Below are 23,570 nucleotides of genomic sequence, written 5' to 3'. Positions count from 1 at the left end.
AATGTACACCCTATTTCCAAAACCACAAGACTTTTTATGAAAAAAACATTAGTTTCTACACACAATACCATACAACCCTCATTTACAATTATTTACGACCGGAAAATAATCGGACAAAATACAATAAATAACCATGTTGTTGAAAATCAAATACTTACACACTCCTAAAACACCGAAACAACGGTAATACCCCTATTTTCAGGTATTTGCCGATACCCCTGATCGTTTAAGAAAAGAAATTCCACACTAAACCAAACCTAATCACAAAATCGCGGTAAGGATAATTTGGAGCTGCATAATAGTCATAACCCGAAAATGAAGAATTAATATGTTCGGCCTTAAGATAAATTCTTGTTTGTTTTATTCGTGCATTAATGAAGAAGTCTAATAACGGGTACCCGCCTAACTCTTCTTTGTTCTGAACATAGAACTCACCTAGTACTGGGTTATATGCATTCATATTATAACTAGTGAAATACTTAAAGGTAATTCCTGTTTGTAAATACATAGCTTTCTTAAAAACATCTGAAGAAAAATACAAAGTATTTCTAGTTACAATTTGAGGAAGGTTCAATACTTGCTCATCTTGTGTTACGTTTTGATACATCACCGTATTATTCAAAGCAAACATACCTACCTTAAATTCCTTTTCATACTTCACTTTTAAATAGGCAATGCTATTATTCTCTTGTAAAGGCTTAACATATGCATTTTCTAAACCATCTTCTATAGCATCATCAGAAACAGGAGCAAAATAACTATAGTTATCTATATTACTATACTTAACCATAAGGTTACCCCAGGTATTAGAATTCAATTCTCCTTTAAGACTGCTTATTCGCTCCTTTTCGAAAACATCACTATTATTCCAATTATAATTTAAATATTCACTTTGATATAATAGATAATTGAAATTAGGCAACCTAGATGAAGAATGTAATGAGAATTTTAATTTGTTCTCCTTATCAATGGCATATGATGCTGATGCGTTTAAAAGGTTTCCTGTTAATTTACCCGAAATGTTATATTTCAAATTAGCAGAAAAATCAAAACCTCCTATCCGTTTTTCATACTCACCCCCTATTCCGAACTCTGTACCATTTAATCTATTAGGGATTACAGTACCATCTTCCTTTATGAATTGACTATTAAAATAATAATCATAATTATAAATATTAATGCCACCAGTCAATTTACCGAGAGTTCGATTATAAAATTCAGCATTGACTTCATTATAAAATGTTTTCAGATAGGCCTTATCATCAATTTCATTAAGGATAACATCACCAAAAAGTGTATCATTTTCAGATTGAACAAACTGGTAGTACTTAGTTTCATAATCAAATACATGACCAATGGACAATGATGTCTTTTCAAACCGAGTGGAGTCTAACTGTTTTCTTACTAATTTATATACATGATCTAAGTAATACCGTTTACCTAAAATCTTATTATACGCATCATCTAATAGCACGTCAACTCTAGGTCTATTAATAAAATCTGGGTCACCAGATTCAAACTGAACTTCTTTCTCTGCTAAACCACCACTTTCTTTAGACTGAATATTCTGAGCCGCAATATGCGCCCTCAACGTATATCTTCCATTTTTTGATAAATAATTGGTCGTGGTAGTAAAATTACCTGATTCTATTTCGCTGTTATTATATTTACCAAAGGAACGATGACCTATATAACCAATTGAGAAATTAAGCCGTCTAGATGTATTGAACGTTAAATTCGCATCTAATAACTGACCTTGTTCCAACGTAGTTTTAAAGAACAACTCGGTCATTGGAGTGGCAACATTGTAATAGACTATCTGTTCTTTTTCCAAATATTTTCTATCCTTTGCAGTTGCCCCAAGACTTGGATATAAATTTATCCTTTCTAAATTAACACCGAGTGTATTGTATGCCTGGCCTATATTAGAAAAAGGCATCAACTCAAAATCATCTTCACGCAGATAATTATACTTATATTCTTTTTGAATGGTAAGGGTTGTATCTAAAAAGGTTGTGTCTCTTTCAAAGTTGATAATTTTATAATCTTTAATCGTGATAGCAACCGTATCTATCTTCAACTTATCTATTGGCTTTATCGGTTTTGTTTTATTCAAAAGCGAAATCGAATCGGTCTTCTTCTCTTTTCTTTCTATTTTCTCTTGACCAATACTAATCGAAGATGTGAAAAGAACTATAACTAGAATTATATATTTCATGCAGCTTTGTTACCCTTGCAAAGTTAATTTTTTTGTTGCTAAGTAAATGTGAAAGTTTAATGGTCTTTAAAACCATAATAATATTTGAATTAAACTAATGATAAATTTTAACTACTATCATTATTATATAAAGGAATATTTTTCTGATTTTTATAAAAAATTGTTAATGAAAATATCACTTTTAAATGTAATCGCATTTTTCTTGATTACTACCGTAACGGCGCAATTCAATGAAAAAGCGCCATGGATGAAAGAGTTAAATGATAATCAACCAACTTCTAAATCTACCGAACGACAGTATTCAATAAATGAAATAACCAACTCATTTAACGAATATTGGAAGGACAAAGACTACTCAAAAAAAGGCAGCGGATTTAAACCATATAAAAGATGGGAAAACTATTGGAGTCATTTTGCAGATAAAGAAGGTTACTTACCAACTTCTAATCAACTATGGCAATCTTGGAAAACTAAACAAGCAAATACTGGAAAAGCTTTAAACCCAACTGCAAATTGGAACGCTATTGGGCCATTTACCCATAACACCTACTCGGGTGCATTATCTGGACAAGGAAGAGTTAATGCAATTGCGGTAGACCCTAACAATGCTAACATTTGGTATGTAGGTGCACCAGCGGGTGGTATTTGGAAATCAATAGACAGCGGATCTTCTTGGGTGAATCTATTTGATGATTTTCCACAAATAGGTGTCTCTGGTATTGCCATTGACCCAAATAATTCACAAATCGTTTATATCGCTACCGGTGATGATGATGCAGCGGACTCATATAGTATTGGTGTTTTCAAATCGATAGATGGTGGTACTTCTTGGAATGAAACAGGATTAAACCCGAGTACTTCGAATAGTAACTTGTTAATGAATGAAATTACTATTGACCCAACAAACTCCAATATTATCTGGGTAAGCACTAGCAATGGCCTGCAAAAATCTATTGATGGTGGAGTTACATGGGAAGTAAAACAAAGCGGAAATATTCAAGACTTTAAACTAAAACCTAACAACCCAAATACAATTTACGCAGTCACAGCTGATACTTTTTCGAAATCTACGGATGGAGGAAACACCTTCACTGATATCGTTGACGGATTACCCGAAAGTTCTGGAAGATTGGTTATAGGTACTAGTGCAGCGAATCCTTCAGGTGTATATGTTCTTAGAGCATTGACTGGCGGTAGCGGTTTTGCTTTCGGTGGACTTTATAAATCTCTCGACAGTGGCGAAAGCTTTACCAAAACCGCAAGCGTACAAGATATTTTCGAATCTGATCAGGCATGGTTTGATCTTGCCATTGAAGTTTCCCCTACCAATTTCAACGAAGTGTATACTGGTTGTTTAAATGTATGGAGAAGTACTAATGGCGGTGACACTTTTATTAGAATCAATAGATGGAATGTTAGTGACCAAGGATACACACATGCCGATATACACACCATTAAAATTTTTAACAACAAGGTCTATGTAGGTAGTGATGGTGGAATCTATATGTCTGAAAATGGAGGTAGTAGTTTTACCGATTACACTGCAGGAATCTCTATTAGCCAGTTCTATAGAATTTCTGTTGCTAAAAATGATTCAGGAAAAATAACTGGAGGATTACAAGATAACGCTGGTTTTATTCGTGATCAGGAACAGTGGAATGTTTTTACCGGTGGTGATGGCATGGATTATGAAATAGACCCAAACAATAGTAGTTTAGTGTATGGATTCGTTCAGTTTGGTGGAAGTCTATTTATTTCTTCAGACTCCGGTCAGTCTGTGGGTGTCGTTGGAGCACCAACAGATGCCAATGGAAATACGATAGAAGGAAACTGGATCACACCATTAGCAATAAGTTCTGACGGTACTGTTTATGCTGGTTTTGATGCATTATACAAATTAGAGAATAATCAATGGACTAAAATTTCTTCTTCAATAGGCACAGGAAACATCGATGATTTAGAAATAGACCCACAAAATCCTGAAACAATTTTCGCTGCAGAAAGTAATATTCTTTATAGAAGCAGAAATGGAGGTGTTACGTTCAGCTTGATAAAAGTTATGGATTCTGAAATTTCAGATTTGGCTATTAACTCCAATGACAGCAATATAATTTATCTAACAACTTCCGATCGAGTAGGTATTGCGCAAAGTGATCAACCAACGGAAAGAGGTGTATTTAAGGTAACCATTGGGGAAACAGAAACAACTTCTGAAAACATTACTTATGACATTCCTACTGACCAAACGTTTTTCTCTATAGCCCACCAAGGTAGACATACAGACAATCCTATTTATGTTGGTACAAGTTTAGGTGTTTACAGATTGGATGATACTTTAACGGAATGGGAAGAATACTATACGAACTTACCAAATGTTGCTATTAGTGATATTGAAATTAATTTGGACGGAGAGAAAATTATTGCTTCCACATATGGTAGAGGCGTTTGGGAATCCATAATACCTGTTCAAATTCCTGATGATGAAATTAGATTGATTTCTATAACACCAACATCAAATGAAGTGCTATGTAGCAGCTTTATACCTACAGCAACAGTAGAAAACCAAGGGGTTAATGCTATTACTGCTATAAATATTGAATATTCCATCAACGAAAACACTCCCCAAACCTTCACTTGGACTGGTAATTTGTTGAGCAATGAGACAGCAATAATTGAATTACCATTGGAAACCACGGTTACTTTTGGAACATCTACAATCGATTTAACAGCAACTATCGCCAACGATACTTATAATGATAATAATAATTTACAAAATAGGTTCTTTTTAAACATACCCGGTATTGGCGGTACTCTTAATACTTTTGAAACAGAACAAGAATCTTTAATAACATATAATGATGGTAGTTCTGAAAATGTATGGCAAAAAGGTATACCAACAGGGACAAAATTGAATACATCCACTTCCGGTACTAATGTATATGGCACTAATTTAAGTGGTGACCACCCTAACAGTACCAAAGCTATTTTATTAAGCAATTGCTATGATATGACTACTATTATTGCTCCTGTCCTAAAATTCAATATGGCTTATGATCTTGAACTTAACTTTGATGTTGTATATGTAGAATATTCAATAGATGGTGGTGGAAATTGGGATATATTAGGAAATATTGATAGTAAGCCTAATTGGTATAACAGTAATAGAACTAACGCACTTTCTGAAGAAGCTGACGATTGTCAAAATTGCCCTGGCGCACAATGGACAGGTGAAAATACCGACATGACAGCATACGCTTATGATTTTAATTTGAATGCTGCCAACGGGGAACAAAATCTTACTGGCGAAACCAATGTTTTATTTAGAGTTGTGTTTCAATCTGATCCTGCAGTAACTCAAGAAGGTGTTATTATTGACGACCTGGTTGTTGATGGCTTACCAGATGATGACGACGATGACAATGATGGAATTTTAGATATTGATGATAATTGCCCATTAATAGCTAATGCAAACCAGTTAGATACTGATAGTGATGGTGATGGTGATGTTTGTGATACTGATGATGACAATGATGGTATTTTAGACGTTGATGACAATTGTCCTTTAATAGCCAATCCAAATCAAGAAGATGATGATTTAGATGGTATTGGTAACACTTGTGACAATGATAGTGATAATGATGGTGTACCAAACAATATCGATCAATGCGATGAAACACCAAATGGTACTATTGTAAACATTGAGGGTTGTGAGGTTTTTTCTCTACCAAATACCAATTTTCAGATTCAAACAACAGGTGAAGCCTGTAGTGTAAGTAATAATGGTAGTATTTCTATTACTGCCGCTAATACATCATATAACTATAATGCAGTTCTATCAAGCACAGATGGGACTACCAATGCTAGTTTTACCGAAGAAAACACATTTTCTGATTTAGCCTCTGGTAATTACCAATTATGTGTAACTGTTGAGGGTCAAGCTGACTATGAAGCATGTTACGATCTTACTATTTCTCAACCAGATGCACTATCGGTATCCGCTAAAATAAATTCACTTAATAATGAGGTTACACTTAATTTATCTGGAGGTGAATTATATACTATTTTCTTGAACGATAAAATGTATTCTACCACGGCTAAAGAAATTACATTGCCTTTAGAAGACACATCTACTTTAATATCTGTTAAAACAGGTTTGGATTGCCAAGGGATATACACCGAAAAAGTAGTACTAAGTGATACTTTATTTATTTATCCGAATCCTATAGAGGGAGGAGATTTAACCATCTATTTAGGATCAGAGTCTGCACCTGAAATAACAATCTCACTTTATAATGTGAATGGCACCAGTGTCTTATCTAAGAAAATGAAGCCATCAAATAACGAAATTAAGCTAAGTGTTGAAGGCCTAGCTACCGGAATTTATCTATTAAATGTAAAATCTGGCAGTACACTTTCAAATTACAAAATTATAAGAAAATGAAAATATTAAAATATACATACTATATCGTTCTGTTTAACCTACTACTAACTTCTTGTGGTGGTGGATCTGATAATGACACCCCTGTTGACCCTATAGTACCAGTTGTACTAGACCCAGATGCAGCAAGTTTAATATTCCCAGAAGACAATACGGAATGTAACGAAGGAGTTGTAAGTACTAACGACGAAACAAAAAGTACAGTTACTTTTGAATGGTCAGCTGCAGAGAATACAGATTCTTATGAAATTAAGCTTAAGAATTTAAATACAGGAAGTGTAACAACCGCGATTTCTAATACCAATGAGAAAGACATTAGTATTAATAGAGGCACACCTTATGAATGGTATGTGATTTCTCTTGCTAATGGCACATCTACTAGCGCAACTAGTGACACATGGTCTTTTTATAATCAGGGACAAGGTATAGAAAATTATGCGCCTTTTCCTGCAATTGCTATTAGCCCACAAAGAGGATCTACAGTAACAAGTTCTAGTACAACTATTACTTTAGAATGGACCGCATCAGATGTTGATGATGATATTGTCTCTTATGAAATTATGTTCGATACCACCGAAATACCTACAGCATCCTTAGGCGAAACAACCGAATCTAACATAGAAGCAACTGTTGCATCAGGTAACACATACTATTGGAAGGTTATCACAAAAGATTCCTTCGACAATTCTTCTATCTCTGAATTATTTGAATTTAGGATAGAGTAATCAAAAAAAAAGCCAAAGATGCAATTGCATCTTTGGCTTTTTTTAAAAATAATATCTAACTTAAAGAGAATTGTAATAATTAAGAAAGATTATTACATCTGCTTCTTGACGAAGGTTTAATTTATTTTCCTTCACATATAGTTTCATTTCTTCTTTTTGCGCACCTGTAAAGTCCAAAATACTTTTTTTCGTTAATCGCACCTTAACCGCATGATTTTCTGCATTTGCATTTGTTTCGTCTAACATATAATAAGAACTATTCCAAACATATGTTGGCGGCACATATTTTTCATATGATGTGCTTGGACTACGTGCCTGCTTTAATAAAGCTTCTGGTTTAAACAAAAGCTTTAAAGCTCCTTTATTTAAATCAGTAAAATAGCTTGTCTTTATTGACTCATTTGAATCAACGTATGTGTAGATACTATAATTCTTACCATCTATTTCAACTTTTATGTAAGCACGCTTTAAAAGTGAATAGTAAGAATCTTTAGAAATGTTATCTAATATTTCAACCTCATTTCTGTACGCGTTATAGCGCATCTTACCAACTTCTTTAACTTTATCGTCAACAATAACTTCTCCGTGTACAAAATCTTCATTTAAATAAGGAGTACCCTTAGCTTTCGAAGGTTCTATTTCAGTATTACTAGTAACAAAATTCACAATACCTTCTTCAGGTACTGGCGAATATGCATTTTGCGCATTGACACTATTAAAAGCTAAGGCAGCAATTGTAAAGACTGTGAATTTTTTAATCATTTTATTCATTAATTTTTTTCAATTTAATTGTTTATAATTGATTCATAGGTTTAAAAAACGTTATTAAAAACTTAAAAATTCAACGGTAGCTTGTTTAATTCCTTAACACCTATTACAACAGAATATTAAGGAATTTAATTACTCAAAAATGAAAGTGCTGAACTCCCCAAATTATAATGATAAGATCTCCAATAAAAACCTGTTCCTTCAAATTCCCATACTACCTCTTTGTCATTGGTCACCTCAATTAAACCCGAAGTTCCTGAAGTGATTAAAGTATTACCATTATCTAACCGAATTGCACCCGATACTCTAGGCGCATAAAAACCTTCTCGCGTATAACTCCAAACTATATCTAATTCATTAATTGCATTCGATTGTAAATTAAATATAGAAGGTAATGCTAGTTCATATACAAAAGATTGTTTTAAATCTCCGTTACCATTCATATAAACCAAAATATTCCCATCACCTGGTACATCATTCTCTAGTAGATTAGGAAAATGATTATTGTAAAATAAACGTTCACCAAAGGTGTTATTGTATGCTGTAGGATTTCCAAATCTGTATACTAAATCGCCACCTTTACCATAAAGACCACCAGAATCTGTCTTAGCTTGAGCGATGGTAGTACTATGATCTATAACCCATATCTCACTAAAATTATTAATGGTCATATAAATTAGATCATTATCTTCATCATAATCAAATCCATTTGCATGCATTATATCACCATCTGGGCTGACTTCTCCTCGTAAAATATCTATATAATTGATATTGATGCGTTCTGGATTTTCGCTTACAATTCCATAATGAAGTTTTGTATCATCAGTATCCTGAACAATATGATCCCAAGAATCCCAAAGCCATACAATTTCGTTTGTATTAGGATCAACCTCAATAATAGATTCAGTATACACATTTTCCTCTTCTCCTAAATACCCAATTTCATTTAAAGCTACTTGATTTCTTGCCGTCCATACAATAGCCAAAACATTACCATTAGGTAACATTTCAACATCATGATGTATTAAGTGCTCTTCATTGGCATACCTAAACTCCCAATCTATAGAACTATCTGGATTAATAATTTGAATAATGCCGCCGAAACCACCAAAACTAAAATCTGGCGATTCAACACCAAGAGAAGCCAACAACTTACCGTTTGGTAATAATTCAACATCATTACCTAAACCAAATTCCAATTGCCATTCATGAACAATCAGCGACGAATCTTTCTCCATTAAATACACTCTATCATCTGTTGACTCATTAACTAATATGTAACCTTCTTTAGCAAAAGATTTATTGTTCAAAAGTATAGTCCCTGTTTCTCCTTCAATTGGATAAACAACTTCAGTTGGTAACTCTGGCTCTTGTTCTTCTTCCTCTTCGATAACCTCTTCTTCAGGTTCCATTTCATCAACAATAGTAACATCGTCATCTGATGAACATGCTAAAAATAAAGACAAGAAAAACAAACCTAAGAATTTGGTTAAAAATGTAACTTTCATAATGTATGGTTATTAAGGTTTTAATTATGTCGTAAGATTAAGGTTAAACTTAATTCTAAAAAAAAATCAGGCTAAATTGCTTCAGCCTGATTTTAGATATAATATAATGATGTTTTTAAATCACTATAGATTTAAACAAAACTCTTTAGTTTCCGAAAAAATGTCGAAATTTTATTTACAATAATCAACTGTAATCGAACCAGCATCTGCACTTTCATAACCTCCGGCAACATTGCCGTTTGGAGAGATAATTTCGAATCCAATTTCACCAAATTGGTCTCCTGGAAAGAACCATTCAGCACTTTCAGTACCCTCAGGTATTGTAATCGTTACAGTTCCCTCTGACCCATTATTAGGTGTACATTCGCCATCTCCCAAAAAGGTACCCGCAGCACCAGCATATGGAGAGCAAAGTCCAACTTCAAATATAGTACCATCATTTAACGTAATGGTTAAGCCATCACCTCCATTACCATCAGTTGTTTGCCAACCATCTCCATAGGAGTCAGTCATATTAATAACCCAATCGCCAGGGGTAATTGGACATTCTCTAAAAAACTCCAATGCTAACGGTGTTTCTGTCAACACAAGATCATTACTAGGATCAGAAACATCTACTAAATTAAGTACAAGATTCGCTCTACCCAAGTCTGGTAAAGCATCAAAATTACTGGTAATAGTAAGTGTAGTTTGGAAAGCTCCAGCCGGAATCGTTAAACCGCTGATCGTATATTGATCTGCTGTTGCTGTTGATGACGGATCAACCTCCAAGGAAATAGTTCTATCACTATCCGCTTTGGTAGTAACAAATACATCTACCGTTGTTGAAGCCCCTTCCGCAGGAGTTGGCACCAAAATAGAACTTTCTGAAAAGTTGGCGAATGTTTGGCCATTTTCACTATCAAATACTATATTCTCTTCTTCACAAGAAACAAAAGCAAATAATACCGCAATAATTAATATATATTTTTTCATAATTTATCTAATTTTTAGTAGCCAGGATTCTGAACTATATTTTGGTTAGAATTGATTTCAGCTATAGGAATAGGCATTTGAAATCTAAAATTATCCGCAGCTAAAGTTGGAAAATCTGGAGGTGTTCCAGACCCATCAATAACATCTCCCATAGTAGAACGCATTACAGGTTCACCACGACGCTTCAAATCAAAAAATCTATGTCCTTCGAATGACAACTCAACTCTTCTCTCAAATTGGATAGCATCCTCAAGTGTAACACCTGCTTCACCACCATCATAAGCTACATACCTTAAGTCTCTAAGCTCATTAAGTGTAGATAAAGCATCTAGTCCTAACTCAAACTGCGCCTCTGCTTTATTCAACAAAACTTCTTCAGCACGCAAAACCTTAATATCTACACGACCATTAACTTCACCTGCTTCTCCTAAGAACTTGCCAATAGCATTATATTGGTTACCACTATTTTCCCCAACATAAGAAATTACTCCTAATCTTAAATCATCTTCATCAATACTATTAAAGAAATCAAAATCAAAAGCATATTCCAAAACATCAGAAGCTGTAGTTTGACTATACAAAACACCTACGTTATTTCCTGTACTTTCAGATGAAGTATTAATTGCCAATTTTATTACTAAGCCTGCTTCATTTGCATCAGTATACAAACCTTCAAGATCCTCAGCCGTAGCCAATTCTACATCAACATTATCAGCAGCATCAATTACCTTTTGGTATTCTCCATTATAAAGATAAACTCTTGAAAGCAATCCGTAAACACTATTAGTATCAAGTTTACCCTCACCATTAGCATCACCTATTAGTTGAGAAGCTCTTTCTAAATCACCAATAATCTCAGCGTAGTTACTAGCTACGGTTTCCCTTACTGGCTCAGCTAAAGGATCTTCCGTATCACCATCTTCTACCTTTATATAAACAACTCCTAAAGAAGCATTTGCATCAGCAGATTGTGTAGGTATTTTTCCGTAAAACCTAACCAAATCAAAATGTGCCCAAGCTCTAATTGCCAAAGCTTGTCCTAAGATGTTATCTTTTTCAGCACCATCAGCTAAATTATCTATTTGTGCAATTACCAAATTGGTTACATTAATAGCCTCATAAGCCTCACTCCAATAAAAATCTATTGGACCAGCAGTACTTGCTACATATCTATAATCAAAGTAAGTACTGTTTGAAGTTCTACCTGTTCTTACTAGTATAACATTATCTGCAAGAATATCTGGTATACCTTGCATACCAGATCCTGGTTCTGAATAATAGTTAAACATTTTACTATAGGCACCATCAACACCATTTTGAAACGCTGAAACACTATTAAAAAATGTCTCTGGGCTACCTTGGGTAAAGGGCTGTAGATCATTTAATTCATCGTCACAGGACAAAAAGAACCCGACCGATAATAAAAGAACTAATAATTTTATGTTATTTTTCATTTCTATCTTTTTTTTGTTTTTAAAATCCTACTTCAACACCAAAGGTATAAGACCTTGTATTTGGATAACTAAATAGGTTAAATGATCCAGGTACAAAACCAGTATCTCCAGGCTCACCTGATTCTGCTGAACCTACACCAACTTCTGGATCACCATTGAAATCAGTAATAGTAAATAAGTTTTGACCAGCAAAGAAGAATCGTAAAGAATTTAATCCCATACCATCAATCATATCTCTAGGCATGTTATAATCTACAGAAAGAGTACGTAGTCTTAAGTAATCACCTTTCTCCAAAAATCTTGTTGAAGTTTGATCTGCGTTACTTTGAAATACAGGACTAGGTAAAACATTTGTATCACCTGGTTGTTTCCAGTAGTTAAAAGCTTCTACCCTTTGACTACTTAATATGTTACCAATTGAAACGCCTGAAGAACGTTGAAAGTTGTAAATGTAATTTCCTCCTTTATATACAAAATCACCTCTAAGACCAAAACCTTTGTATGAGAACGCAGTGTAAAAACCACCTTCAAAATCAGCTATTGGAGATTTCCCTTCTTGTAATTGTTGAAAACTATCACTAAACTCGTTAGTTACATTCCCATCTAAATCATAATATAAAGGCTCACCGTTTGCAGGGTTAACACCAGCATATTCAACCGCATAGTAAGAATTAATTTCTTCACCAACACGTAAAATGTTATCTCCAAATGTACCAGTAACAATATCTTCTCCATCAACCAACTCAACAACTTCATTATCAATAAAGGTGATGTTACCACCAAGTGTCCATTTAAAATTTTGAGTTCTAATAACGTCTCCACTTAAAGAAACCTCAATACCTGAGTTTTCTATTTCGCCAATGTTAGAAAAAATAGAATTATTATCATCACCAACAGTATATGAAATTGGACGATTTAAAAGTAACTCGTTAGAATTTTTCTTAAAGTAATCCACAACACCATTTAATCTGTTGTTAAATAAACCGAATTCTACACCAACATCAAATATGGCTTGAGATTCCCATTGAATCTGTGGGTTACCAACACCTGCAGGTAAAGCGGTAGTTTGACCGTTATAAGTAGTATCAAAATCCAATAAATCTAGATATTGAAAATTACCAATATTCTGGTTACCAGAAGTACCATAAGAAGCTCTCAATTTCAACGTGTTGAAAATAGAATTTTCCATAAAGCTTTCATTAGCAATATTCCATGCTGCACTCGCACTATAGAAATATCCATATTTATTACTTGGACCAAATCTTGAAGAACCATCACGTCTTACTGACCCAGAAACAATATACTTTCCATCATAGTCATAGTCCATAAACAAACCTTGAGAAAATAAAATTCTTCTAGATTCTGTAGAACCAACTGTAGTTGCTTCAGCAGCTACATCTAAATAAGGAATATCCGGTGAAGGAAAACCTCTACCCGCAGCCAACAAATCCGTTGAAATATTTTCATTATATTCTAACAAGAAACTAGCTGAAAGATTATGAACCCCATTAAATGTATCTGAATATGTAAATACGTTATTCACATTATACTCAAAATCAACTTCTAACTCATCTGTCTGAGTACCTGGGAAGGCAGCAGACCCAACAATTGAATTCAATACTCCACCAGACAAAGAACGGCTAGTTCTATTATATCTGTTACTAATTAAACCGATACTAAAATTATTAGAAAATTTATCGCTGAAAGTCATTCCTGCAGTTAAATTCCCAATCAACAATAAATTCCTAGTATCTTCTGGCTCAGTAATCAAAGCATTTGCTACTGAGAAACCTTGTCTTGTAGGATTATATACATTTTCCCCTTGACTATCCGTAACTAAAGACCCATCATTATTGGTTAAAAATAAAGGTTCATATGGATTGTAAGTATACATAGCGCTAAAAGGGTTCTGTACATTGTTTCTATCTCTAGGTAAATCTGTTGTACTTCTAGAAACAGATACATTCGCTCCAATATTCAACCAATCTTTTGCTTGATAATTGGTATTTAAACGTGTAGAAATTCTTTCAAAACCATCAATATTCTCAACAATACCAGAATTCTTATCATATCCTAAAGACAAGAAATATGTTAACTTTTCATCACCACCAGAAATTGAAAGATTGTTTGACTGAATTACAGAATTTTTCAAAAGTGCTTCTTGCCAATCTGTATCTAAAGAAATTAACCTTGCCAGTTCTGCCGGAGTAGAAGTTGCACCAGGTGAACTAGTAGCAGCACCAACACCTAAAGCAGCATATTGACGTTCTAACTCTAATTTTTGAGATGCATTCATTACATCAAAATTATCTGGAATTTTTTCCCCAAAACCATACGAGGATGAAAACTTAATTTGAGCCTCACCAGCTTTACCTCTTTTAGTTGTAATTAAAATAACACCGTTAGCACCACGAGAACCGTATTTAGAAACGGTAGCCGCATCTTTTAATATTGAGAAAGTCTCAATATCACTTGGGTTCAAGTTACTGATAGGATTAAAATCTCTTTCAGTATCAATAGGAATAGGAACACCATCAATTACATATAAAGGAGTAGTCTGTGCATTAATAGAACCTACACCTCTAATTTGTACGAAGGCGGTATTACCCGGTCTACCATTCGCAGCGGTAACTTGTACACCTGCAGCTTGACCTTGTAAGATATTATCAATACTTGTAGAAGGCACAAACGCTTCTATTTTTTCTGCCGAAACTGTAGATATTGCAGATGTAGAAAGTTCTCTAGACCTAGAGCCATAACCTACAACAACAACTTCTTCTAATGCTTCAGCATCTTCTTGCAACTGCACATCCATTGAATTGGATGCTCCAACATTCATAGTTACAGCTTTTTGACCTAGATAAGAAAACCTTAACTTCTGGCCTTGATTTACATTGATTGCAAAATTACCATCAAAATCTGTTTGGGTTCCGTTAGTTGTTCCTACAACTACTACGGACACACCAGGTAGTGGCAACCCGCTTTGATCGGTCACAACACCGGTCACTGTTTTTTCCTGTGCAAAGGAAAATGTCATGAAGAGCACCAATAATGGTGTCAACATCCACGTCAACTTCTGTTTCATAAAATTAGTTTTTTGAATTAGCTTGCCCCAAAAGTCCTAAAAATTGCCAACTATTCCAAAATCTATCTTAACCCAATAAAGTTATATGTTAAAAAAACACTTATTATTATTAATTTCTTGCTAAATGAGGATTTTTGATGAAAAAAATTGAATTATTTAACCATATATTAATATTTAAAATTCCAAATTTTAAGTTAAAAAAAACATAATGCTTCTTAAATTTTATAAAAACCTTAACGAAACAGGGACAGATGAAGCCGGAAGAGGGTGTTTAGCAGGTCCTGTAACCGCAGCAGCAATCATTTTGCCCAAATCATTCGAAAATTTGATTCTGACAGATTCTAAGCTCTTATCTGAAAAAAAAAGAGAGCTTTTAGAACCACTGTTAAAGAAAGAAAGCATCTCTTACGGAATTGCTCACATACAACCGAAAATTATAGATGACATAAACATCTTAAATGCTTCAATTTTAGCAATGCACAATGCCATCGATTTATTATCGAAAATACCACCACATATAATAGTAGATGGAAATAGGTTTAAACCCTATAATGATATACCCTATACATGCATCATAAAAGGAGATTCTAAATATACTAGCATTGCAGCAGCATCTGTTCTAGCAAAAACTGCTCGAGATGCATATATGCTAAAATTACACGATGAATACCCCATGTATAACTGGAAAAAAAATAAAGGATATCCTACAAAAGAACATAGGGCGGCTATTAAAAAATACGGGGTTACAAAATACCATAGAATGAGTTTTAAGCTTTTGGCCGACAACCAACTTTAATATTACAAATAGTATAACTTTGCATAAACCGCAACTTATGAGGCATACATTATTATATGTATTAATTATACTTTTATGCATAACATGCACATCTAAAATAAAGCCTGAAAGTTCAATTTTAGATTTAGTGCCGAAAAATGCCCCCTTAGTTTTTAAGGTAAATGATTTCGAAACCTTAAAGGACGAGCTTTCCACTAATGAAATCTTACAAAATCTTAGTGGGTTAGATTTATTTAGTAACATAACGAACAGTATACGGCCATTAGAACATTTGGGAAACCAAAAAAAAGGATTGCTTGCCATGTCTCCTGTTGACAGCACCAACATAGGCTATACCTATATATCTGTTGATAGTCTATCATTTACAAACTGGGAAAATATCACCAATAAAAGTATTGAGACACTCTCTTATAACAATCTGAACATTACAAAATATCAGATTGATGATTCGTTAATGTTTAGTTCGTATGTTGAAAACTATTGGGTGACCTGTTCATCTGAAAAATTATTGCAGCAGCTAATTGACGCTATCGAAGAGCCCAATATTAATTCTTCTTTGAAAAGGTTTTACACCGTTTCTAATAACGAAAAAGTGTTGAATATCTGGTTTGATATTGAGCAGGGCAATAGATTAATAAACCAGCTACTAACGTCTAACCAAAAAGTATCTAATTTTGCAAATTGGGTGTCACTAGACCTCACCTTGAACGATACAGAAATATTACTTAATGGTGTTGCCGAATCAAATACGGAAGCAAAACATTTCCTTAGTCTTTTTAATGATACAAAGCCGGTACTCAATAAAACAGCGACGTTAGTTCCAAGCAATGCTGATTACTACAAATCATTTGGACTAGATGATTTTAAAAAGTTCTTGAAAAATAAAACAATTTCAAATTACCCTTCCACAACCTTAGATTCTCTTTTAAACACCGTTGAAGAAATTGGATTAACTGAAGTAGAAAATGAAAAAATCTTACTTCTACGAACCTATGGCACAGCTACCTTATTAGATTATATAAATAAAGAAAAAGTAACTACCCTAGAATACAACGGTAATGAAATATGGGAATTAAAATCTAATAATAAAATTTTCGAACCTCTTGAACCCTTAATCGGAAATATTTCATTTACATATTCAAGTATCATTGAAAATACGTTTCTTTTTTCAAAAACAAAGAGTGCGCTCGAATCGGTACTATTGAAATATAAAACCGGTGACACCTTCAATAAAACTGACCTGTTTAAAAATGCCGAGAATAAGCTTACTTCAGCATCAAGTATCTTAACCACATCTAACTTAAAAGGTTTCGTTGCTATTTTAGACGAATCAGTCTCTAAAACTTTAAGTAACACTTTTAATAAAAGCAATCTAAATGATTATGTTTTTGGTTCGCAAGTTATTGCTGATGCGGGTTTCTTCCACACTAACTTTTTAATTAAAAAAATTACAAAGGAAGATGAGCAAAACACAGTTACATCGGCATTTGAAGTTCAATTTAATACGGACCTTGCCACTTTACCACAGTTTGTTACAAATCATAACAATCGAAAAAAAGAGATAATTGTTCAAGATCAAGAAAACATACTTTATTTACTGTCGAACAGCGGTAAAATTTTATGGAAAAAACAATTAACAGGCACCATTCAAGGAAAAGTACAACAAGTAGATCTTTTCAAAAATGGTAAATTACAATTTGCTTTTACCACCAATAACGAGTTTTTAATATTAGATAGAAATGGAAACGAGGTAAAGCCTTTTACCATGAAATTCTCTGGAGGAAACTTAAACCCAATATCCGTATTCGATTATGAGAACAAAAAAAATTATCGCTTTGTAGTAACGCAGAATGACAAAGTTTTCATGTACAATAGCAAAGGCACTATTGTTAAGGGGTTTAAATATGATACCGCAGAAGCAAACATTTTAAATGCCCCACAACATTTTAGAATTGGAAAAAAGGATTATATCGTTTTTAAATTAGAAAATGGTCAACTAAAAATTACAAATAGAACGGGTAAAACAAGAGTTAACGTAAAGGATAAGTTCTCGTTTTCTGATAATGATATAAAACTCTATCAAAACAAATTCACATTTACTTCATTAGATGGTGATTTATTTCAAATCGATACTAAAGGCAATGTTTCTTCAAGCAAACTAAATTTAGCCAAAGACCACGGAATGGATGCTACCACAAGAACCTTAGCTATAATGAATGATAATGTTTTAAAAATACGTGATAAAAAAGTTGAATTAGAACTAGGTGTATATTCTAAACCCACCATTTTCTACCTTAATGATAAGATTTACGTTTCTGTAACTGATATTCAAAATCAGAAAGTATATCTCTACGATAGTCAAGCAGAATCAATACCTAACTTTCCCATTTTCGGAAGTTCTATTATAGACATGGCTGACATCAATAATAATAAAAAAGCAGAGTTAGTTTTTAAAGATCAAGAGAATACTATCAAAGTGTTTAAGATACGATAACACATTAAATTGAAGTTTTCACGGTCGGTTATCTACCGTTTATACATTATGGTTAAATAAATAAATTAGTTTTCATATTTTTAAAGAGTTATTAATTAGAACCTTAACTGTTATACAAAATGAAAACTAAGTCACTTCTCGTACTATTTTTCTTAATTGGTATTCTTTCACTTACCGCACAAGACAATTGCAGCAAATTCTATCCTATGACAGAAGGTGTTTCAATGGAATACACAAATTATAACAAGAAGGGCAAAGTTGAAGGTGTAAGCTCATATAAGGTTACCGAAACAAATACAGCGGGTAACACTACCAACGCGACAATGGCCATCAATCTTAAAGATGAAAAAGGGAAAGAAATTTATAACACTGAATATAAGTTGTCTTGTACTGGAAACATGGTTAAATTGGATTACGAATCTCTATTGCCGAGCGATATGATGGAACAATATGGCGACATGGATATCGAAATTAGTGGTAATGATATTGAAATACCTAATGATTTAAGCGTTGGTCAAAATCTAAATGATGCCAATGTAACCATGAAAATCAACATGGGTGGCATTAATATGAGCATCGCAGTAGATATGTTAAACAGAAAAGTTGAGAAAAAAGAAAGCGTTACTACATCTGCAGGAACTTATGATTGTTATGTTCTATACAGTGAGAATCAATCTAAGATGATGATGGTAAATCAATTTTATCCTTCTAGAGTATGGCTAGCAGAAGGTGTAGGCATGGTAAAACAAGAGACCTATAAGAAAAATGGAGATTTAATGAGTAGTACTATGCTCACTGCTTATAGCAACTAAGCACCTAACCAATTTTTAATCTGAACCGAAGCTTAGTCTTCGGTTTTTTTATGCCCTGATGTTAACCTTTTGAAATTGTTTTCATTAAAAGGAAATAATTATAAAATTAAACGGAATGAAAACTACAATGAATTTTATTAAGTGTGTAATCATGGTATTCGCTATCACTTTATCTTCTTGTTCTAAAGATGGAGATATTGGCCCTATAGGCCCTTCTGGACAACAAGGTATTGAAGGTCCTCAAGGTCCGGCTGGGCAAGACGGTGAAGATGGCGAGGCACTAGGAGTTCCTAGTGCACAAGGTGAAACTGGAGCGACCGGACCCGCAGGAGAAGATGGAACAAACGGTACTGATGGTGAAAATGGCGAGGATGGTGAAGATGGCAATGCCAATGTAATTGCTTCAAGTTGGATAGTAGCAGATTTTCCTGATAATTATTCTTTCTCAGCCGCAACTGTCACTATAAGCGATTCTAGAATTACGCAAGATGTATTGAACAATTATACCGTTTTAGGTTACTTTTCTTATAGTGATTCTTATTCTGAAGTTTATGCCATACCGTTTACGGAACCTTTATTTAGGTCTTTTACTATGGAACAAAGAATGGCCATTGGTGAGTATAAAATTACCGAAATGGGCAATCCAGATACTGTAGGCACCCTTGACCCTATAGATGGTTTCGTACGTTATGTATTAATCGCCCCATACGAACTTTCACTTAAAACAGGAGATGATAATAAATACACTATAAAAGAAATGAAAGAAAATGGCGTAAATCTTTCTAACTACCATGAAGTAATGGACTATCTTGGGATGGACTACTAAATTCCAACTTTGAACAAAAGAAAAAACCGAAGCTTATACTTCGGTTTTTTTTATGCGCTTTTGTCAACCTTTTCAATTGAGTTTCATTAAAGACCGAACATTCAATTCAATCATTATGAAAGCAATAAAAATTATCACCACTATCTCGATAGCACTAATAATCCTCTCCTGTCAAAAAGAAGAGCTATATCTCGAGCCTTCAAGCAATCAATTAGACAGCCAGTCCTTATCAGGAAGAACCCTATTTGAATCCAACGTCAACTTAAATTTTAATTTGGAAACAACGAGTAGCGAAATGGGTGGATTTGCAGGTCAATCAATGACCTTGTTTAAAGACCAGCTCTGGCTGGTGGGCGGAGACAATAGTCATACACCGCCATGGAATTCAAATTCAAAAGTTTGGAAAAGCAATAATGGAATAAATTGGAAACTAGTTACTTCAAATCTGTTCGAAGAACGCAGAAATCATTCTTTACTTGTATTCAAAAACAAAATGTGGCTCATTGGCGGTATTAACAATACTGGCGAGATTTTAAGTGATATATGGAACACTACAGATGGTATTCATTGGACTAGAGTAAGGTCACTATCTCCTTTAACCGAAATAGGACAAAATAATTCTATCGTATTTAAAAAGAGATTGTATGTTTTTCTAGGCAATGGACGACAAAATGAAGAGATATGGTCCTCTTCTGATGGAATCAATTGGAGAATAGAAACCGATAATGCCTTCCCCGTTAGAAGCCATTATAAAACTATAGTCTTCGATGGATATATTTATGTAATCGGAGGATGGATTCGTGGAGCTGAATTAACAAACGAGGTATGGGCTAGTGCAGATGGGAGTCATTGGCATCAAAATAGACCGGCAACCACAATTTTTGAAAATCGAATAAACCATACAGCAACTATTTTTGATGGAAAGGTATGGGTTATAGGAGGGGAAAGTTGGGATAAGTCTGGTGCCCGAACCTTTTATGGGGATATTTGGTATTCAAGCAATATGAAATATTGGTTTAAATATGACAAAAAACAACCTTTATACAAAGGTCTTCAAAGTCATTCTAGTCTGAATTACAATAACAAATTATGGATTTTCGGCGGGTACCGCCCTGATAGTTCTATGGCCAGTATTATTACCGATAATATTTGGAGTGTAGAATAAACAGATTCTAAGAATAAAATGCATTTAATCTTTTCTTTATGTTAACCTTTTCAACTGGTTTTCATAAAAAGCAAATAATCTTAAAATTATAAGAAATGAAAACTACAATGAATTTTATTACTTGTGTAATTATGGTCTTTGCCATTACATTAACTTCTTGTTCTAAAGATGGGGACATTGGCCCCATTGGTCTTACCGGTGCACAAGGTGAACAGGGAATTCAAGGTGAACAAGGCCCAACTGGCGAAGATGGCGAGGCACTTGGCGTACCTGGTGCGCAAGGCGAAACTGGAGCAACGGGACCTGCTGGCCCGGCCGGAGAAAATGGAACAGATGGTGTTAACGGACAAGATGGTAATGCAAATGTTATTGCCTCTAGTTGGACCAACCTCGACTTCCCAAACAGTTGGAATTCGAACAATGAGGCACGTTTCGAGCTTTCTGATACAAATATTACACAAGAAGTAATTAATTCGTACGCCTTATTAAGTTATGTCAAATTTACTAGTGCAAACACAACCGCATCATCAGTTCCATTTGTAAGTTTAGGAAAACAATATGAAATTCATGACTCTATGGCGGTTGGCCAATACGTAGCTCTTGCGATTGTGAACGACAAAGTAGCACGACCTACTCCCCCAACAAACCTTCAAGTGAGATATGTACTTATAGCACCTTCAAGTTTATCAGGTAAAAACAATGCCCCTTCTTTAGAAAAAATGGAAAAAGATGGTATTGATACAGGTAACTACAAAGAAGTTATGGATTATTTGGGGTTGGATTACTAATGGTCTATCACAAGTAAAAGAAAACCGAGGCTTAGACCTCGGTTTTCTAGTTTATAATTTCCGCTTCAAATAGTTGTGAGAAATGTTTCAATAGTTTTTGCTTTACTTCATCCATATCCACTTCCTTTTTACCTAGTTCAACATTCAAAGAAGTTACAGCCTTACCTTTAATTCCACAAGGAATCATCATATCAAAATATCCTAAATCAGCATTGACATTTAAAGCAAAACCATGCATCGTAACCCATCTACTGGCTCGCACACCCATAGCACAAATTTTACGTGCAAATGGAGTACCTACATCTAACCAAACCCCTGTTTCACCTTTAGACCGTTCTGCTTCTATTCCGTAATCGGCCAAAGTAAGAATGACGATTTCTTCCAAGAAACGTAAGTATTTATGAATATCGGTGAAGAAATTATCCAAATCTAAAATAGGGTATCCCACTATTTGACCCGGACCATGATAGGTAATATCTCCTCCCCTGTTTATTTTGTAGAATGTAGCTCCTTTTTCCCCTAGTTGACTTTCGTTTACTAAAAGATTATCGATGTCTCCACTTTTACCAAGTGTATAAACATGAGGGTGTTCTACAAGTAATAGGTAATTTGGTGTAGCTGCTTTATCGTCCTCTCTTCTATTCTTAATCTTAAGGCCAATGATTTCCTTGAAAAGTTTCTCTTGAAAATCCCAAGTTTCTTTATAGTCCCTTAAACCTAAATCTTGAAGTTGCACTCTTTTATTCATGATACAAAGATACAAAAAGCACTTGCCTATTTTTCAAGTTCCACTTCTATCAATATAGATTCTGGGTCTTTCATCATATCCAAGAAATTAACCTCATGTATCATTGTCTTACCATCCATCGAAAAGGTTGCCTCCTCGATGTTTGTTGATTTTATACGCTTCGGAAAATGGTATTTAAAGGTATAGGTAGAACTTGATAGAAACATTTCTGCGCTAGCTAGACTATCTATACTTTTTTCAAATAATTCTTGATTTAGAATGATAGTTTCTCTTTTAAATTTATTCTTCTTAAAACTATAATTAACTTCTGTAGTCTCGTCAGCTGCATTTTCGGGCATTGATTGTCCGCCAGCAATTGGGCCAACAGAACTGGCATTCTGAAATGCATTAAAGGCATCGTTTACCTCTGACACATCTTTAAAATCAGTATACATGTCAAAATTCATTATGCCGTTTTCTGGCTCCACTTTCATATGAAGGCTAAACGGCTCTAACCGTTTTAACTTGGCTTGTTGTTCAGCAGATAATTGAGAAATGCTATCTTTCTTATCTCGCAACAAATCTCTAAAAACAAGGGTAGAGTCTATGGCCTTATCTAACTGTGTAGAATCTGAGGAAGGTAGCATCTGCATCATTTCACCACCATCAAAACTGATATTCATTTTACCAGTACCATCTTCATTAAAATGAATTTCTTCCGTAAAATTACAAGCAACAAAAAGTGTGGCGATAAAAATCGTAGTTAATACCTTAAAAAATCTCATGTAATA

16 protein-coding genes are annotated in these 23,570 nt (G+C 34.2%); 8 read left to right on the top strand and 8 right to left on the bottom strand.

Annotation, left to right across the window (positions count from 1 at the left end; translation table 11 throughout):
* Nucleotides 1–226: 226 nt before the first annotated feature.
* Nucleotides 227–2,218 carry a putative porin gene (locus AAC084_RS11405; protein WP_339840310.1) on the bottom strand — a complete coding sequence of 664 codons (1,992 nt, stop codon included), beginning with the start codon at nt 2,216–2,218 and terminating at the stop codon, nt 227–229.
* Between the two features lie 166 nt (nt 2,219–2,384).
* Between AAC084_RS11405 and AAC084_RS11400 the strand changes: the two genes are divergently transcribed.
* Nucleotides 2,385–6,659, top strand: coding sequence for a thrombospondin type 3 repeat-containing protein (locus AAC084_RS11400; protein WP_339840309.1), 4,275 nt, complete (start codon nt 2,385–2,387; stop codon nt 6,657–6,659).
* Entirely contained in the window at nt 6,656–7,381 is a 726-nt protein-coding gene (locus AAC084_RS11395; RefSeq protein ID WP_339840308.1) for a hypothetical protein, read from the top strand. Before AAC084_RS11400 ends, AAC084_RS11395 begins: the two co-directional genes overlap by 4 nt.
* Before the next feature lie 60 nt (nt 7,382–7,441).
* On the opposite strand, the gene AAC084_RS11390 is transcribed toward AAC084_RS11395, so the two are convergent.
* The 5 genes from AAC084_RS11390 to AAC084_RS11370 all read right to left on the bottom strand — a co-directional run bounded on the left by AAC084_RS11390 (nt 7,442) and on the right by AAC084_RS11370 (nt 15,171).
* Nucleotides 7,442–8,143 carry a hypothetical protein gene (locus tag AAC084_RS11390; RefSeq protein WP_339840307.1) on the bottom strand — a complete coding sequence of 234 codons (702 nt, stop codon included), beginning with the start codon at nt 8,141–8,143 and terminating at the stop codon, nt 7,442–7,444.
* A 134-nt stretch (nt 8,144–8,277) separates the two neighbouring features.
* Nucleotides 8,278–9,657: an aryl-sulfate sulfotransferase gene (locus AAC084_RS11385; protein WP_339840306.1), complete on the bottom strand. Its 1,380-nt coding sequence runs from the start codon at nt 9,655–9,657 to the stop codon at nt 8,278–8,280.
* Nucleotides 9,658–9,828: 171 nt separating this feature from the next.
* Complete coding sequence (locus tag AAC084_RS11380; protein ID WP_339840305.1) at nt 9,829–10,632, bottom strand: hypothetical protein; 804 nt, start codon at nt 10,630–10,632, stop codon at nt 9,829–9,831.
* Nucleotides 10,633–10,646: 14 nt separating this feature from the next.
* The gene (locus AAC084_RS11375; RefSeq protein ID WP_339840304.1) at nt 10,647–12,086 is read right to left on the bottom strand and encodes a RagB/SusD family nutrient uptake outer membrane protein; all 1,440 of its coding nucleotides are present in this window, start codon (nt 12,084–12,086) and stop codon (nt 10,647–10,649) included.
* 19 nt (nt 12,087–12,105) lie between these two features.
* On the bottom strand, nt 12,106–15,171 hold the full coding sequence (locus AAC084_RS11370) for a TonB-dependent receptor (protein WP_339840303.1): 3,066 nt from the start codon (nt 15,169–15,171) through the stop codon (nt 12,106–12,108).
* Nucleotides 15,172–15,379: 208 nt separating this feature from the next.
* Between AAC084_RS11370 and AAC084_RS11365 the strand changes: the two genes are divergently transcribed.
* From AAC084_RS11365 to AAC084_RS11340, 6 genes are all read left to right on the top strand, one after another.
* Nucleotides 15,380–15,967: a ribonuclease HII gene (locus tag AAC084_RS11365; protein WP_339840302.1), complete on the top strand. Its 588-nt coding sequence runs from the start codon at nt 15,380–15,382 to the stop codon at nt 15,965–15,967.
* A gap of 37 nt (nt 15,968–16,004) precedes the next feature.
* Entirely contained in the window at nt 16,005–18,461 is a 2,457-nt protein-coding gene (locus AAC084_RS11360; RefSeq protein WP_339840301.1) for a ribonuclease HII, read from the top strand.
* Nucleotides 18,462–18,580: 119 nt separating this feature from the next.
* Nucleotides 18,581–19,273 (top strand): hypothetical protein, encoded by a 693-nt coding sequence (locus tag AAC084_RS11355; RefSeq protein WP_339840300.1) that lies wholly within the window; start codon nt 18,581–18,583, stop codon nt 19,271–19,273.
* Nucleotides 19,274–19,388: 115 nt separating this feature from the next.
* The gene (locus AAC084_RS11350; protein WP_339840299.1) at nt 19,389–20,099 is read left to right on the top strand and encodes a hypothetical protein; all 711 of its coding nucleotides are present in this window, start codon (nt 19,389–19,391) and stop codon (nt 20,097–20,099) included.
* Between the two features lie 115 nt (nt 20,100–20,214).
* Complete coding sequence (locus AAC084_RS11345; RefSeq protein ID WP_339840298.1) at nt 20,215–21,264, top strand: kelch repeat-containing protein; 1,050 nt, start codon at nt 20,215–20,217, stop codon at nt 21,262–21,264.
* Nucleotides 21,265–21,359: 95 nt separating this feature from the next.
* Nucleotides 21,360–22,052 (top strand): hypothetical protein, encoded by a 693-nt coding sequence (locus AAC084_RS11340; RefSeq protein WP_339840297.1) that lies wholly within the window; start codon nt 21,360–21,362, stop codon nt 22,050–22,052.
* 46 nt (nt 22,053–22,098) lie between these two features.
* Here the strand turns inward: AAC084_RS11340 and lipB are convergent, their stop codons facing one another.
* Complete coding sequence (gene lipB, locus AAC084_RS11335; protein ID WP_339840296.1) at nt 22,099–22,800, bottom strand: lipoyl(octanoyl) transferase LipB; 702 nt, start codon at nt 22,798–22,800, stop codon at nt 22,099–22,101.
* 26 nt (nt 22,801–22,826) lie between these two features.
* Nucleotides 22,827–23,564, bottom strand: a complete 738-nt coding sequence (locus AAC084_RS11330) for a hypothetical protein (protein WP_339840295.1) — start codon at nt 23,562–23,564, stop codon at nt 22,827–22,829.
* Between the last annotated feature and the right edge of the window lie 6 nt (nt 23,565–23,570).

Origin of the sequence: uncultured Maribacter sp. (assembly GCF_963977385.1) — a bacterium.
Lineage (GTDB): Bacteria > Bacteroidota > Bacteroidia > Flavobacteriales > Flavobacteriaceae > Maribacter.
The sequence above is the reverse complement of the archived record's forward strand: the minus strand, read 5'-3'. Positions and strand labels throughout refer to the sequence as shown.